General features: G+C 45.5%; 16 protein-coding genes. 13 read left to right on the top strand and 3 right to left on the bottom strand.

The features are described 5' to 3' along the window. The first annotated feature begins 1 nt into the window (after nucleotide 1). The 7 genes from H6A32_RS10875 (at nucleotide 2) to H6A32_RS16400 (ending at nucleotide 5,570) form a co-directional block, all read left to right on the top strand. A complete protein-coding gene (locus tag H6A32_RS10875; protein WP_204864340.1) occupies nucleotides 2-1,327 on the top strand; it encodes a type II secretion system F family protein in 1,326 nt (441 codons plus the stop codon). Between the two features lie 36 nt (nucleotides 1,328-1,363). Continuing rightward, a complete protein-coding gene (locus H6A32_RS10870; protein ID WP_330616860.1) occupies nucleotides 1,364-1,564 on the top strand; it encodes a Flp1 family type IVb pilin in 201 nt (66 codons plus the stop codon). Between the two features lie 4 nt (nucleotides 1,565-1,568). Further along, nucleotides 1,569-2,969, top strand: coding sequence for a DUF5702 domain-containing protein (locus H6A32_RS10865; RefSeq protein WP_204864339.1), 1,401 nt, complete (start codon nucleotides 1,569-1,571; stop codon nucleotides 2,967-2,969). 258 nt (nucleotides 2,970-3,227) lie between these two features. Next, nucleotides 3,228-3,953: a hypothetical protein gene (locus tag H6A32_RS10860; protein WP_087166565.1), complete on the top strand. Its 726-nt coding sequence runs from the start codon at nucleotides 3,228-3,230 to the stop codon at nucleotides 3,951-3,953. Continuing rightward, nucleotides 3,941-4,369, top strand: coding sequence for a prepilin peptidase (locus H6A32_RS10855; protein WP_204864338.1), 429 nt, complete (start codon nucleotides 3,941-3,943; stop codon nucleotides 4,367-4,369). Before H6A32_RS10860 ends, H6A32_RS10855 begins: the two co-directional genes overlap by 13 nt. Beyond that, nucleotides 4,363-4,779 (top strand): TadE family protein, encoded by a 417-nt coding sequence (locus H6A32_RS10850; protein WP_087251874.1) that lies wholly within the window; start codon nucleotides 4,363-4,365, stop codon nucleotides 4,777-4,779. Before H6A32_RS10855 ends, H6A32_RS10850 begins: the two co-directional genes overlap by 7 nt. Beyond that, entirely contained in the window at nucleotides 4,668-5,570 is a 903-nt protein-coding gene (locus H6A32_RS16400; protein WP_242958855.1) for a DUF6382 domain-containing protein, read from the top strand. The genes H6A32_RS10850 and H6A32_RS16400 overlap by 112 nt, the downstream gene beginning before the upstream one ends. 127 nt (nucleotides 5,571-5,697) lie before the next feature. Here the strand turns inward: H6A32_RS16400 and H6A32_RS10845 are convergent, their stop codons facing one another. After that, nucleotides 5,698-6,450 carry a sensor histidine kinase gene (locus H6A32_RS10845; protein ID WP_204864337.1) on the bottom strand — a complete coding sequence of 251 codons (753 nt, stop codon included), beginning with the start codon at nucleotides 6,448-6,450 and terminating at the stop codon, nucleotides 5,698-5,700. Between the two features lie 92 nt (nucleotides 6,451-6,542). Between H6A32_RS10845 and H6A32_RS10840 the strand changes: the two genes are divergently transcribed. Further along, nucleotides 6,543-6,956 (top strand): HIT family protein, encoded by a 414-nt coding sequence (locus H6A32_RS10840; protein WP_087251872.1) that lies wholly within the window; start codon nucleotides 6,543-6,545, stop codon nucleotides 6,954-6,956. 39 nt (nucleotides 6,957-6,995) lie between these two features. Continuing rightward, nucleotides 6,996-7,532 carry an RNA polymerase sigma factor gene (locus H6A32_RS10835; protein WP_087166571.1) on the top strand — a complete coding sequence of 179 codons (537 nt, stop codon included), beginning with the start codon at nucleotides 6,996-6,998 and terminating at the stop codon, nucleotides 7,530-7,532. A gap of 59 nt (nucleotides 7,533-7,591) precedes the next feature. Here the strand turns inward: H6A32_RS10835 and H6A32_RS10830 are convergent, their stop codons facing one another. Beyond that, entirely contained in the window at nucleotides 7,592-8,659 is a 1,068-nt protein-coding gene (locus H6A32_RS10830; protein ID WP_087166572.1) for an undecaprenyldiphospho-muramoylpentapeptide beta-N-acetylglucosaminyltransferase, read from the bottom strand. A 98-nt stretch (nucleotides 8,660-8,757) separates the two neighbouring features. On the opposite strand from H6A32_RS10830, the gene H6A32_RS10825 reads away from it, so the two are divergent. Further along, on the top strand, nucleotides 8,758-9,732 hold the full coding sequence (locus tag H6A32_RS10825; protein ID WP_204864336.1) for a DUF4367 domain-containing protein: 975 nt from the start codon (nucleotides 8,758-8,760) through the stop codon (nucleotides 9,730-9,732). A gap of 55 nt (nucleotides 9,733-9,787) precedes the next feature. Further along, entirely contained in the window at nucleotides 9,788-10,228 is a 441-nt protein-coding gene (locus H6A32_RS10820) for a DUF6147 family protein (protein WP_204864335.1), read from the top strand. 392 nt (nucleotides 10,229-10,620) lie between these two features. Here the strand turns inward: H6A32_RS10820 and H6A32_RS10815 are convergent, their stop codons facing one another. Continuing rightward, complete coding sequence (locus H6A32_RS10815) at nucleotides 10,621-10,869, bottom strand: TIGR03905 family TSCPD domain-containing protein (RefSeq protein ID WP_087166574.1); 249 nt, start codon at nucleotides 10,867-10,869, stop codon at nucleotides 10,621-10,623. 116 nt (nucleotides 10,870-10,985) lie between these two features. Between H6A32_RS10815 and H6A32_RS10810 the strand changes: the two genes are divergently transcribed. Together H6A32_RS10810 and H6A32_RS10805 are read left to right on the top strand one after the other, a co-directional pair. After that, nucleotides 10,986-11,684, top strand: coding sequence for a 5'-methylthioadenosine/adenosylhomocysteine nucleosidase (locus tag H6A32_RS10810; protein WP_204864334.1), 699 nt, complete (start codon nucleotides 10,986-10,988; stop codon nucleotides 11,682-11,684). A 133-nt stretch (nucleotides 11,685-11,817) separates the two neighbouring features. After that, nucleotides 11,818-12,657: a hypothetical protein gene (locus H6A32_RS10805; protein ID WP_087166576.1), complete on the top strand. Its 840-nt coding sequence runs from the start codon at nucleotides 11,818-11,820 to the stop codon at nucleotides 12,655-12,657. The last annotated feature ends 18 nt before the right edge of the window (nucleotides 12,658-12,675 follow it).

Genomic DNA, 12,675 nt, shown 5'->3' with positions numbered 1-12,675 from the left:
GATGGACATAAAAGCAATAGCAGTGACCGGAGCAGCATATTTAATTTTGCTGGTCCTGCTTTGGAAAACAGGAAAAGGGAAGATAAGAAACAGGGAAAAAAGAAAGCGGATCAGAAAGGGAATCTGGTTTTTCTTTCTTGTCAACACAATCAGCGTGGCCGTTTTTATATGGACGGGACAGGACAGGCCGGTGAAAGACGGGAAGATTGGAAGAAATCAGAAAGGCGGCGGAAGCCGGAATGAAACGGTGTTTGCGACGGTCGAGGGAGTGGATGAAGATATCCCGATTCAGATCCGGGTGGATGAGCAGGGATATACGAAAGAGGAGGCAGAAAAGATCCTTACGGACGAGGCAGAGAAGCTGGAAAAGAGAATTCTGGGAGAGAATCAGGATCTGGAGTATGTTACGTCAGATTTGAATCTGTTGACTTCTCTTCCGGATTATCCGGTATCCGTTCAATGGACGCTGGACGATTATCAGTACATAAGTATAGACGGAAGTCTTAAGGAGGCAATCCCGAAAGAAGGAATCGGGGTTCAGCTGACAGCTGTTTTAAGCTTTGATCAGGGAGCGGATGAAGCAGTAGAGCGGACGAGGGATATAACAGTGACGCTGTATCCGCCGAAGCTTCGGAATCCGGATGAGATCGTAGAAGCTCTGGAGCAGTTGGTGGATTCAGAGAACGAAATCAGCAGGGAGGACGAAGCGCTGTATCTTCCGGATGAAATTGCGGGAAGAAAGGTTTCCTGGGGATACCGGTCAACCGTCAACGGGTATCAGGTGATGGGAATGGGAGTGCTGGTCTTTGTGGCGGCCGCTGCATGGAGAAGGCAGAAGGTAAATGATGCGGCAAGAGCCAGAAAAGAGCAGCTTCTCAGAGATTATCCGGAGATTTTGGAACAGTTTTCCCTGCTGATCGGTGCAGGGATGACTGTGAAAGGAGCATGGTACAAGATTGTGGAAAACTATCAGGAAAGACGGGAGACCGGGGGAAAACGGCCGGCTTATGAGGAGATGATGCGGACATGTTTTGAAATGCAGGGAGGTGTACCGGAAGGAGAAGGATATGAGAATTTCGGAAAACGGTGTCAGATACAGGAATATATGCGACTTGGACTTCTTCTTTCCCAGAATCTGAGAAAAGGAACGAGAGGCATTACAGAACTGCTCAGTCTGGAAGCAGTTCATGCCTTTGAGGACCGGAAAGCGCGGGCAAAGAGAAAGGGCGAGGAGACAGGAACGAAACTTCTCGTGCCGATGATCATGATGTTGGCAGTGGTACTGGTCATTGTTATTGTACCGGCCTTCTGGAGCATGGGAATTTGAAGGAATCCAAAGACAGGAAACAAAGGAGGTTGCAAAATGTTGTGGTTACAGATGAATGCAAGACGAATTTGGAACAGGATAGAAGAATGTCTGAAAGATGAAAGTGGAATTGGAGTGGTGGAAATCATATTGATTCTCGTTGTACTGATCGGACTTGTCATTATCTTCAAGACCCAGCTGACAGAGCTCGTTCAGACGATTTTCAATAAAATTACAAGTGAAAGCGGAAAGATTTAGAAACATGATTCCGGCCGGAAAAAAGAAAGAAGATGCACAGCTGACAGTGATGATGAGCCTTTTGATCCTGATTCTGCTGACGTTTACAGCCGGGATTTTAGAGAGTGCGTCCATTCAGACATCAAAGAATATCAGGCGGGCGGACACGGAGCGGGCGGTGGAATCATTGTTTGCGGAGTATCAGAAGGAACTTCTGGAAGAGTATGATCTTTTCGGACTGGACGGTACGTACGAGACAGGAAATTATTCGGAAGAAAGAGTATTGAACCGTATAACCGTATATGGAGCGGTTGCAGGAGAGAGTCAGGTGGAAGCCGTCCGCTTTTTGAGTGACGGAGAAGGCCGGGAGTTCGCGGATCAGGTCTGCAGATATATGGAGAACAGGTTCGGAATCGATATTATCAAGGATCTGACCGGGAAAGAAGATGAGGCGAAAAAACAGGAAGAAGAGGCCGAAAAGTATCAGCAGCAGGAAGAGGAGACAGAAAAGAAGATGGATGAGATTCTGGCATCTCACGGGACATCGGAAGGCTCTTCCGAAGGAAGCGGGGAGGAGACGGAAAATCCGCTGGGGATTTTGCAGAAGCTGAAAAGGAAAGTACTGACGGAGATTGTTCTGCCGAAAGACCGGACCATTTCACAGAAAAGTGTGGAAGGAACTCCGGGAATTTCCGGTCGGGAGAGACGGGAAGGCAAGGGAGATGTACCTGCCACAGAAGAAACGGGAAACGAAAAGTTGTATTTTATTGCCTATATTCCAGAGCATTTTGGAAGCTATATCAGTCCGGGAGAAAATCGTCCGCTGGAATACGAACAGGAATACCTGATCGGCGGAAATACAGATGACATGGAAAATCTGCAGGAAGTACTGGATAAAATCCGAAATCTCCGAATGGCACCGAATTATTTCTATCTTCAGACAGACGAGACGAAGAAGACGGAAGCAAAAGTGCTGGCCGGTGTAGTAAGTACCCTGATGGGAAATCCGGAACTGACGGATGTAGTCTGCCAGATCATCCTGATGGCCTGGGCATACGGGGAGAGCGTGATGGATCTTCGGACACTGACTGCCGGGGGAAAGGTGCCGGCGGCCAAGAGTAAAGAGACATGGAAGCTGAGTCTCTCAGGCCTGCTAAAGCTTGGGACAAAAGAAGACTCCGGAGCTAGTGAAGCCGGAGAAAGCGGATTCGGGTACGATGACTACATGAAGATGCTGTTTCTTCTGGAATCCAAAGAAACGCTGCGGCTCCGGATGCTGGATCTGATTGAATGGAATATGAAGATGCGGCTGGACTGTCCGTTTTTTCAAGCCGATGCCTGTATTACAAAACTCAGGATTCAAAGTACATGCAGACTCAGAAGAGGAATTACGTACCAATTTTCGACATATTATGCATATCAATAACAAATCTGTGAAAACAGTTCTTATTTCATATCTGACAGATCAGTCTGATATACAGAAAGGAGGTAAAGCGAGGTGCCTTTTTGTGACAACTCAGGTGATTTAAACTACATACAAACCATGGTCAACGAATTTTCAGACCCTAAAATATATAGAAAGGAGACAGATTCTGATTCGCTTCATAGATGGAAGCAGCTTTCCCCACGAAATAAGAAGTGTACCTTAAAGGCACCTGTCTTTACCTCCTTTTCTGGAGGAAGTATGACTGTGGAAGCAGCCTTTGTGGTTCCTCTTTTCCTGTTTGCGGTACTGGCCTTTTTATACTTGTTTGAGGTGATGGCAGTACAGACAAATATCCGGGCGGGGATGCAGTATGCGGGCAGAAAATATGCGGAACAGGCTTATCTGAATCCATTTGTCAGTACAGAAGAACTGGAGGAGGATATCCGGGAGGAAGTCAGCACAGAACGGCTGGAGCGTAGCATGGTAAAAGGAGGTGCTTCCGGGATTGACTGCAGCAGTTCCTACGTGGATCTTATGAATCAGATTTTGTATCTGAACACATCGTATACGGTGGAGATCCCTGTTCCGGTATTTGGAATCTTCAATGTAGAAAAAGAAGAGAGCATCCGGATAAAAGGGTGGTGTGGCTATGAATCGTCTATCCCTGTCCAGGCGGAGCAGAAGATTGTGTATGTGACAGAAAACGGGGTAGTGTATCATCAGGACTACCACTGCTCCTATCTGGATCTGTCGATCCATATGGTTCCGTCCTCCGGACTGGAGGAATTGCGAAATGCGTCGGGCGGGAAGTATTATCCTTGTGAAAGATGCGGACAAAATGTGGCAGGAATGGGAGTATATGTCACGGACTACGGCAGTAAATATCACACGTCCATGTCCTGCAGCGGTCTGAAGCGAAAGATTTACGCGGTTCCGGTTTCGGAGACAGCAGGGAAAGGAGCGTGCTCAAAGTGTGGGAAATAAAAATCTGCAATGCCTTGTTTTTAATTTTTCAGGCAGTTTGTTCGGCATATGATATCCGCATCCGTGCGGTTCCGAGATGGCTTCTGCTTTGCGGAAGCGCGCTGGCAGCGCTGACACGGCTTATAGGAATTGGAAGCGGAACCTGGATTTATGTCTGGGGTGCCCTGACCGGCAGCGCATTTCTGATCGTCAGCAAATGTACAGATGAAGCGCTCGGGTTTGCAGACAGCTGGATGATTTTTGTACTGGGTGTGTATATGGGAATCTGGAAACTGGCAGCCGCTTTGAGCATTGCCTTTTTTGCGGCAGGGATTTGGAGTCTGGGAAAAGTAGTACTGCAAAATGGCGGATATAAAGATACATTCCCGTTTCTCCCCTTTTTGACAGCCGGATATTTGGGAGTGATCGGATGGTAGAAGAAAAATGGAGTGGCAGTTTTACTGTGGAAGCAGCAGTTCTTGTCTCGGCGGTCCTGCTTTTGACTTATGGGGTCATCATGGCGGTTTTTTATTACCATGATAAAAATATTCTAACAGGAACCGCTTATGAGACCGCGGTGATTGCGGGAAGAAAGCAGAAAAAAGAACCGCCTTTTCAGAAAGAAGAAATACAACAATTATGGAAAGAAAGAATTTCCGGAAAGATGATTCTTTTTCGGAAAGCAGAGGTAGAAGTAGAATGTCAGAAGGAGTATGTGTGGATTTCAGCTCAAGCATCGAGGAAAAGAATGAAGATTACAGTCGAAGCAAAAGCAGCACTTGTCGAGCCGGAGAGAAAGATCCGGGATATGAGGAAACTAAAAAAGGCAGCAGAAACAGGAACCTGAAAATCGGATACCGGAGAGACCTGAATACATCCTATTTTATTGTCGAATCAGACAGATTTTATCAATCGGACTATCAGCTGAAAATGCTGGCAAATAATGAAATCTGCGGACTTCTGCAGGTGAAAGGGCGTGGAGTAAACGGAAGAAGCCGGTATGAGTATGAAATCCAGGGAAAACATTCACTGGAATTTCTGACGCAGAAAGGACCGGTTACCTACGAAATGATTATAGCGATTATCGAAGATCTGCTGGCGGTTATGGAAGAAATGAGAGACTATCTGTTAAGCCCGAATCAGTTGCTGCTGGACCCGAGAAGCATTTTCTGTGAGAAAGGACGGTATTATTTTTGCTATTATCCGGCCAATGAACAGGGAATCGCGGAAAGCTTTCATGAACTGACAGAATTTTTTGTCAGAGAGACCGATTATCAGGATCGTTCCGGGATTTATATTTCCTATGCCCTCCATAAAATGACGCTCGCGGAAAATTATCAGATCTGCCAGGTGATTGAGGAAATTTTAAATAATCAGGAGGAAGAATACGAGGATCAAGAAGCGGAAGAGGAAGATTATGAAGAAGATCTTTATGAATATGGAGATGAATATGAAGATGATGAAGAAGAGGAGCAATATGATGACTGGGGACTGGAGGAGAAACCGGTCGGGGATGTAATAAAGGAGAAAATAGGAGGCTGGGGGTTTGTGAAACGTCTATTCGGACGTGGCATGGAAGCACCTCAGGATGATATATTGAGAGAGCAACGGAATGTTGACTGTAGAAAAAAGTATTGAAAGAGCCGGCAGGTTGCGCTAGACTTAATGTATATAACAAAAAACTGCCGACAACAGGTATGTGTTACGGGAATAAGAGAGTCGGTATACGGGACATGGATCAATGCCATGTCCCGTATCGGCACCATCACTTTGGATCTCCGGAAAGCCCGGGATGTACCGGGAGAGTGATCTCAAAAGTCGTTCCAAATCCGGGGCGGGAATCCACGGATACTGTTCCATGATGTGCGAGAATGATATTCTGAACGACAGGAAGCCCCAGACCGGTTCCGGAAGATTTGGAAGTGAAAAACGGTGTAAAGATTTCCTTCAGCTGTTCTTCGGATATGCCGCAGCCGGTATCCTGAATCCGGATATGGATCTGGCTGTCATGGAACCAGGCTTTCAGATTGACGGACCCGGAACCGTGGATTGATTCCACGGCGTTTTTTAAAAGATTTAAAAGTGCCTGACGGAGTTTGACAGGATCTCCGGTGATGACAGGAAGATCTTCCAGCAGGGAAGTAAATTCAATCTCCGTATTGGCGCAGGACGCGGCGAAGGAGAGGACCAGTTTTTCCATAAAGCTCCGGAACGAAAAAGTTTCCGGATGAAGAGAGCTGCTGTTGTTAAACAGTGAAAATTCTTCCAGAAGATGCATCATGTATTCCAGATCCTGGCAAAGGGAGTCCCAGTACTCGAAGGAGCGGACCTCGGGATGCTGGGATTCGATCAGCTGCAGCGTGCCGGAAAGAAGAGTCAGGGGATTGCGGATTTCGTGGCAGATTTTGTGACGTTCCATATCCTGAGAATGGAGCAGTTTCTGAAACAGAGCAGACGCTTCAGCATCCTGATTTACATAGGATTGAAGACGCTGCATCTCATCGGATGTAAAAGACATAGGAATTTCCCACCTTTCTAAACAGTTCGATGCTTTCTAGTTTAGCACTGGTGGAGGCAATATTCAAATATCAATGTAAAGGAGTATGAGATATGAGAGACGATAATTGTATTTTCTGTAAACTTGCAAACGGAGATATTCCGACTGCGACGCTTTATGAAGATGAAGCTTTCCGCGTGATTTTAGATGCAAGTCCGGCATCGAAAGGACATGCCCTGATTCTTCCGAAACAGCACTATGCAGACCTTTATGAGCTGGATGATGAGATTGCTGCAAAAGCACTTGTGCTTGCTAAAAAGATGGTGAAAAAGCTTACGCCGATTCTTGGATGCGATGGTTATAATATCGTACAGAACAATAAAGAGGCGGCAGGACAGACCGTATTCCATTTCCACATGCACCTGATTCCAAGATACAAAGGAGATAAAGTAGGTCTTGGCTGGAAAATGGGACAGCTTGATGAGGAACAGAAGAATGAGATACTTTCCAGAATCAACGAAGAGTAAAACAGGGAATAACAAGAGGGTAAGGCGTAAGAAGCTCATATGGATGAAATACTATTTAATGATATCTATGATAAATATGTAAATATTGTCTGGAGAACAGCAAAGTATTACTCGGAAAATGAGACGGATGCCGATGAGATTACCCAACTCACTTTTGTGAATTTACTGATCAGTTATGAAAAGATCAGAAACAAGAACGCGATTGAGTCATGGCTTCGCACAACCGCTTATCGTCTGGCCTGCAGCCAGATGAGAAGGCGGAAACTGGAGATGCTGTTGGATGATGAGGGATTGGTGGCACAGATGGGCGAGGAAGTACCAGGTCCGGATGAGCTGATTTTCATGCGGGAACGCCGCAGAAAAGAAACAGAATTGACGAGTACGATGCTGGAAGAGCTGTATCAGCACAATCCAAGATGGTATGATGCAGTTGTCCGTGCGTTTGTGCTGGAAATTCCACAGAAAGAAATCGCAGAAGAGATGGGTATCCGTCTGGAGGCATTCCAGTCAATGCTGTTCAGAGCAAAGAAGTGGATGAAAACAAAATATGAGGCAGATTACAGAGAAATGAAATAATATAAAAAACAGGTGCCGGTTCGACACCTATTTTTTGATTTCAGAGCTTTTATGGAACACTATTTTTGCGAAGCCCGGACAATGAGATCAATAATTGTCTCGATCGAATTCTGCATGCCGGAATCGCTCATTGCCTTTGTATATGTATCACGATCCTGATACAGGCGGTGGACAGTATCCAGAAGAATTTCGTCTGTAAGTGATTCTTCTTCCAGGACAATGCTGAATCCCTGACGCTCAAAGGAACGGGCATTGAGGATCTGATCTCCGCGGCTGGCGTTTGCAGGAAGCGGGATCAGGATATTTGGTTTACGCAGAGCCAGAAGCTCACAGATTGCATTGGCACCGGCACGGGAAATGACAATGTCGGCCAGCGCAAAAAGATCTTTCAGTTCTTTTTGAATGTATTCAAACTGTGCATAACCTTCCACCCGGGTCAAAGACTCATCCAGCTTTCCTTTTCCACAGAGATGGATCACCTGAAAGCTTTCCAGAAGTTTTGGAAGAATGTTCCGCACAGCCTGATTAACTGCAGCAGCGCCGAGACTTCCGCCGATCACGAGAATAACAGGCTTTTGGGAAGTGAAATGGCAGAATTTCCTTGCTGCCTCCTTATCGCCTGTAAGCAGTTCCTGTCGGATCGGTGAGCCTGTGAGCACCGCTTTGTCTGCCGGAAGATTCTTTAATGTCTCCGGGAAATTGCAGCAGATCTTTGTCGCCGACGGCATGGAAAGCTTGTTGGCGAGACCAGGCGTGATGTCTGACTCATGAATGATAGTCGGGACATGATTCCGCTTGCCGGCCATGACAACCGGTACGCTGACAAAACCGCCCTTGGAAAAGATCACATCCGGCTTCAATGTCTTGATTAACTTATTTGCCTCATAAAATCCTTTTAATACACGGAACGGATCCGTAAAATTTTTCATGCTGAAATAACGGCGCAACTTGCCGGAAGAAATCCCGTGGTATGGAATATGAAAAGGTTCGATCAGATCTTTTTCAATTCCATTATAAGACCCGATATAGTGAATGTCATATTGAAGTTCTTTCAGGCGGGGAAGAAGGGCGATGTTTGGTGTAACATGCCCGGCAGTACCGCCGCCGGTTAAAATGATACGTTTCATGGCATGCCTCCGAAAATGCTTTTATGATTATTTATATTAAACAGAATTGAAATAAAGGTCAAGTCGGAGGAAAGAAAACGCAAAAAAAGGGGGACGAAATGAAAAAAGAAGATGAACTCATGAAAGAGTTCCTGCAGGAAGAGCTGGAGAAAGAGTCAGCACGGATAAAAGAAGAAGTAGAGCAGGATCCACCTCTGACAGAATCAGGGCCGGATCCGGAACTAAAAAATAAAATATGGAAACAGGCAGAAGAAATCCGGCGGCAGAGAGAAGCATATGAAAATCTGTCAGAAGCAGATAAGGAGGCCCTGCGCCTCGGAAAAGAACTGCAGCTCCGCCGGGAAGAGAAGGCGCGGGAAGAATTCTCCGAAGAACTCGCCCCGGAGTCACTGGAACTGGCGGCAGGCGCAGAAGAAAGGCAGCCTGAAAGTCAGTCCGAAATCCAGAACACACAAGGAAACCAGACCAAAAAAGTTCGCGTGAGAAAACGAAGGAAAAAGACGATCGTTGCCCTGGCCGTGGCACTTATCGCAGTGCTTGGGGTAGGGATAACGAGTTTTGGTGACAGAGGGGTCGTGATCGAGACAGTGGACAGAATACTGGGAGGAAGAAAAACAACAAATATTAACTCTGAAAGCGACGATACAGATGTCACACAGCAGGAAGAAATTGTAGAGGAAGAAGTATTACAGCGAATAAAAGATGAATTTGGATTTGATGTGGTAAGACTAGTTTATAGGCCAACTGATATGAAAATGATAGATTATATGTTAGACCAAGAATTTATGACAGTAATAATTTATTATCAGTATGGAGAAAATATATTTACTTATACAATGACTCCTGCTTATCAGGATTTTTCATTTGGCTATGACATTGAAGATACGGTTATCGATGAATATATTAAAACGGTAGGAGATACAGAAATTCATGTAACAGAATATCTGATAGAAGCATCTAATCAGCAGGAATTTTCGGCAGAATTTGAATACAATGACATTACTTATATCTTAACCGGAATCATCGAAAAAGACGAATTTGAAAAAATTTTGGAAAATCTCCACTTTTTTTGAAAAAAAGCGAAAGATTTTGGAAGTTCGTGCGTCTATATAGTAGAGGAGCAAAAATATGAAAAGAAGAAAGTTGTTGTCAAAGGCAGCGGCAGTGATGACAGCGGTACTGTTGGTATTTGGAGTATCCGGACAGATGGCCAGCGCAGCTGAGGAGAGCGCTGAGCAGATTGGGTACATCACAGTACAGCCGAGAGGTGTCTACCTTCAGAGTGGATTTTCCAAGATCAGTAAACCTGGTGATGGAAAAATCACAGCAGGTGGAAATACTACAGCACAGAAGGTTGTCTCAGAAGTTAGTATTGATGTGATTGTAGAGCGGAAAGTAAATGGATCGTGGTACCATTACACTTCTTGGACTACTACGAAAAAAAATGCTATTGCAGTCACATCCTATAAGACGCTGACAGTGCCGAAAGGTTATTATTACCGTGTCAGAAGTGCACATTACGCAAACTCAGATGTGAGCAGCTCAGCAACGGGCGGGCTTTACATCTAACAGGAAGAAGAAAATTGAATATGGAATGATTTGTTTACAGGCAGAAAAGATTAAATGGTCCACGGGAGAGTTATTGAGGTTACTGCTCCATACAAAAAAATGAAAAAAGGAAGCCCTACGGCTTTACTATCTTTTAGTCCTTACATTGAGAAAACCCAAACTACTGCCCGAAAGGGCAGGAAACACCAATGGAGCAGTAGCCCCAATAGCTCTTCCGTGTCATTTCTTAACCGGCTTTCTTCGGTTAGTGCTTATGATATAGGGAACCATGCGTTTCCTATATCATAGATCTTTTCGAAAATGAACAGTAATGTTTCTATGTAGGCAAAAGAAAAGATTCCGCATGACGAGAGTGTATCCCGAACAGCGGAATCTTTTTTTGCCCTTATTTATTATTTATTAGCTAGTCCGGCCTGAAGTGCGTGAGCAAGCTGATCCGGGCAGGAGGTGCTTTTAAAGCCGCATTTAATGCCCGAGAGGCGGCGGATCGCTTCGTCCGCTTCCATGCCTTCAACAAGGCTTGCGATTCCCTGCAGATTGCCGTTGCAGCCGCCGGTGAAAACAACGTTGTGAATACGATGCTGATCGTCAAGATCAAATTCAATTTCTTTTGAACATACGCCAGTTGGCCTGTACTTCATATTGATTCCTCCGTTTCTGTTTCCCTTCCGAAAAAGAATTATAACAAAGAAAGAAAAAATATGCTAGGTATACATACAAAAATTTGTTATACTGTGAGGAAAAGGAGGTCGAAAGCATGATTGGAATTATCGGAGCAATGGAAGATGAAGTTGCAGAATTAAAGAAAAGCATGGAAATAGAAGAGGTTGTTTCGGCGGCGTCTCTTTCTTTTTGCAGAGGAAAACTTTCGGGGAAAGAAGTTGTCGTAGTAAGGAGCGGGATTGGCAAGGTCAATGCCGCAGTGTGTGCGCAGATTCTTGTGGACCGGTTTGGAGTGGATGTGATTATCAATACAGGAATCGCGGGATCTCTGGATGCGGCGATTGATATCGGAGATATTGTGATTTCAACAGACGCAGTAGAGCATGACATGGATGCAAGCACATTTGGAGATCCGGTGGGTCAGATCCCGCAGATGGATACTTTCTCGTTTCCGGCAGATGAAAAGCTGGTGAAACTGGCAAAAGAGGTCAATGAAAAGGCAAATCCGGATATCCGTACATGGATAGGAAGGATTGTAAGCGGAGACCAGTTTGTTTCTTCAAGTGAGAAGAAAGAGCAGCTGATCAGTCTTTTTGACGCAAAATGCACGGAGATGGAGGGGGCTGCGATCGCGCATACGGCTTACCTTAACAAAATTTCGTGCGTCATCATTCGGGCAATTTCGGATAAAGCTGACAACAGTGCATCGGTAGACTATCCGGCCTTTGAAGCGGCAGCAATCCGCCATAGTGTAAGGCTGATTAAGGCGCTGGTGCCGGAAATCAAGAAATAATAGATCGAAAAAACGTCAAAAACCGCCCGGTTTTGCAGGGCGGCATAAAAAATATGTAGAACGGTTACAGAGCCTTTTTCCGTAGTTTTCAGTTATACTTGGGATAAACAAAAAAACGGAGGAGGCTCTTTTTATGTTGGAAGCAGTATGGAAACATGGGGTGTTATTTTACGCAGTCGGAGTGATGTGTATACTGGGAATCTTCAGCAAGATCATTGTAAGTCTGACACTCAGGCGACTGGTGCGGGAGGCGGGAAGGATGGGAAAAAGCCTGCACCCGCTGATGAAGCTTGTCCGGGCCAAATTTGAACATGCATGTATGGTGAGTGATAAGGTGCAGAATATCCGGGCGTTTGTGGATAAATACATGTATGAATACAAAGTACTGTGGATAAAACTGCACAGCTGGCGGCAGATGGAAAAAGCGGCGGCATGGGGCTGCCTGGTATTTGGAGCGGCAGGGGCAGCGGCAGCATACACCCAGGATGCACCTTTGGAAAATGTGGGGCAGTATGCGGCAGCCGGTATTGCGGGAGCGCTGCTTTTGTTTGCGCTCAGGATGGTCACAGATGAAAGCTACCAGCTGGAAGCGGCAAAAAACTATATGATAGAGTTCCTGGAAAATACATATGCACGTAAATATGAAAAGATAACCCGGATGGAGGAAACAGAGGAAAATTTCCGGACGGAAGAGGAAGAAAGCGTGATGGAGGAAGAAAAGTCAGAAGAAAATGCTGTTGTGTTTTCTGCAAAAGAAGAGGAAGAGAAAGTGCCGTTAGAGGAAAATCTGATGGAATTTGCTCCGGAGGAAACGGAAGTCGGTGAGGAAGGCAAAGGCGAGGAAATAGAGTCGGAGCTTGTTACTTTGATGAAGGAAGAGCAGGAGAAAGCGAAAGAGGAGGAGGAACGGAAAGAAAAGCGGCGGCAGGATGAGGAAATGATACGCCAGATCCTTGCCGAGTTTTTAACTTGATTAATAGAATGCCTTTTG

Source organism: Drancourtella massiliensis, assembly GCF_016900655.1.
Taxonomy (GTDB): domain Bacteria; phylum Bacillota; class Clostridia; order Lachnospirales; family Lachnospiraceae; genus Sellimonas; species Sellimonas catena.
Note: the sequence above shows the minus strand (reverse complement) of the source record. Positions and strands in the feature narration are given on the sequence as shown.

Excerpts from the sequence above, each read along its gene's own strand:
- H6A32_RS10815 (WP_087166574.1), bottom strand. The coding sequence starts at position 10,869 with ATGAAGTACAGGCCAACTGGCGTATGTTCAAAAGAAATTGAATTTGAT.
- H6A32_RS10850 (WP_087251874.1), top strand. The coding sequence starts at position 4,363 with ATGGTAGAAGAAAAATGGAGTGGCAGTTTTACTGTGGAAGCAGCAGTT.
- H6A32_RS10835 (WP_087166571.1), top strand. The coding sequence starts at position 6,996 with ATGGATGAAATACTATTTAATGATATCTATGATAAATATGTAAATATT.
- H6A32_RS10810 (WP_204864334.1), top strand. The coding sequence starts at position 10,986 with ATGATTGGAATTATCGGAGCAATGGAAGATGAAGTTGCAGAATTAAAG.
- H6A32_RS10825 (WP_204864336.1), top strand. The coding sequence starts at position 8,758 with ATGAAAAAAGAAGATGAACTCATGAAAGAGTTCCTGCAGGAAGAGCTG.
- H6A32_RS10820 (WP_204864335.1), top strand. The coding sequence starts at position 9,788 with ATGAAAAGAAGAAAGTTGTTGTCAAAGGCAGCGGCAGTGATGACAGCG.
- H6A32_RS10805 (WP_087166576.1), top strand. The coding sequence starts at position 11,818 with ATGTTGGAAGCAGTATGGAAACATGGGGTGTTATTTTACGCAGTCGGA.
- H6A32_RS10840 (WP_087251872.1), top strand. The coding sequence starts at position 6,543 with ATGAGAGACGATAATTGTATTTTCTGTAAACTTGCAAACGGAGATATT.
- H6A32_RS10865 (WP_204864339.1), top strand. The coding sequence starts at position 1,569 with ATGATTCCGGCCGGAAAAAAGAAAGAAGATGCACAGCTGACAGTGATG.
- H6A32_RS10845 (WP_204864337.1), bottom strand. The coding sequence starts at position 6,450 with ATGTCTTTTACATCCGATGAGATGCAGCGTCTTCAATCCTATGTAAAT.
- H6A32_RS10875 (WP_204864340.1), top strand. The coding sequence starts at position 2 with ATGGACATAAAAGCAATAGCAGTGACCGGAGCAGCATATTTAATTTTG.
- H6A32_RS10860 (WP_087166565.1), top strand. The coding sequence starts at position 3,228 with ATGACTGTGGAAGCAGCCTTTGTGGTTCCTCTTTTCCTGTTTGCGGTA.
- H6A32_RS10830 (WP_087166572.1), bottom strand. The coding sequence starts at position 8,659 with ATGAAACGTATCATTTTAACCGGCGGCGGTACTGCCGGGCATGTTACA.
- H6A32_RS10870 (WP_330616860.1), top strand. The coding sequence starts at position 1,364 with ATGTTGTGGTTACAGATGAATGCAAGACGAATTTGGAACAGGATAGAA.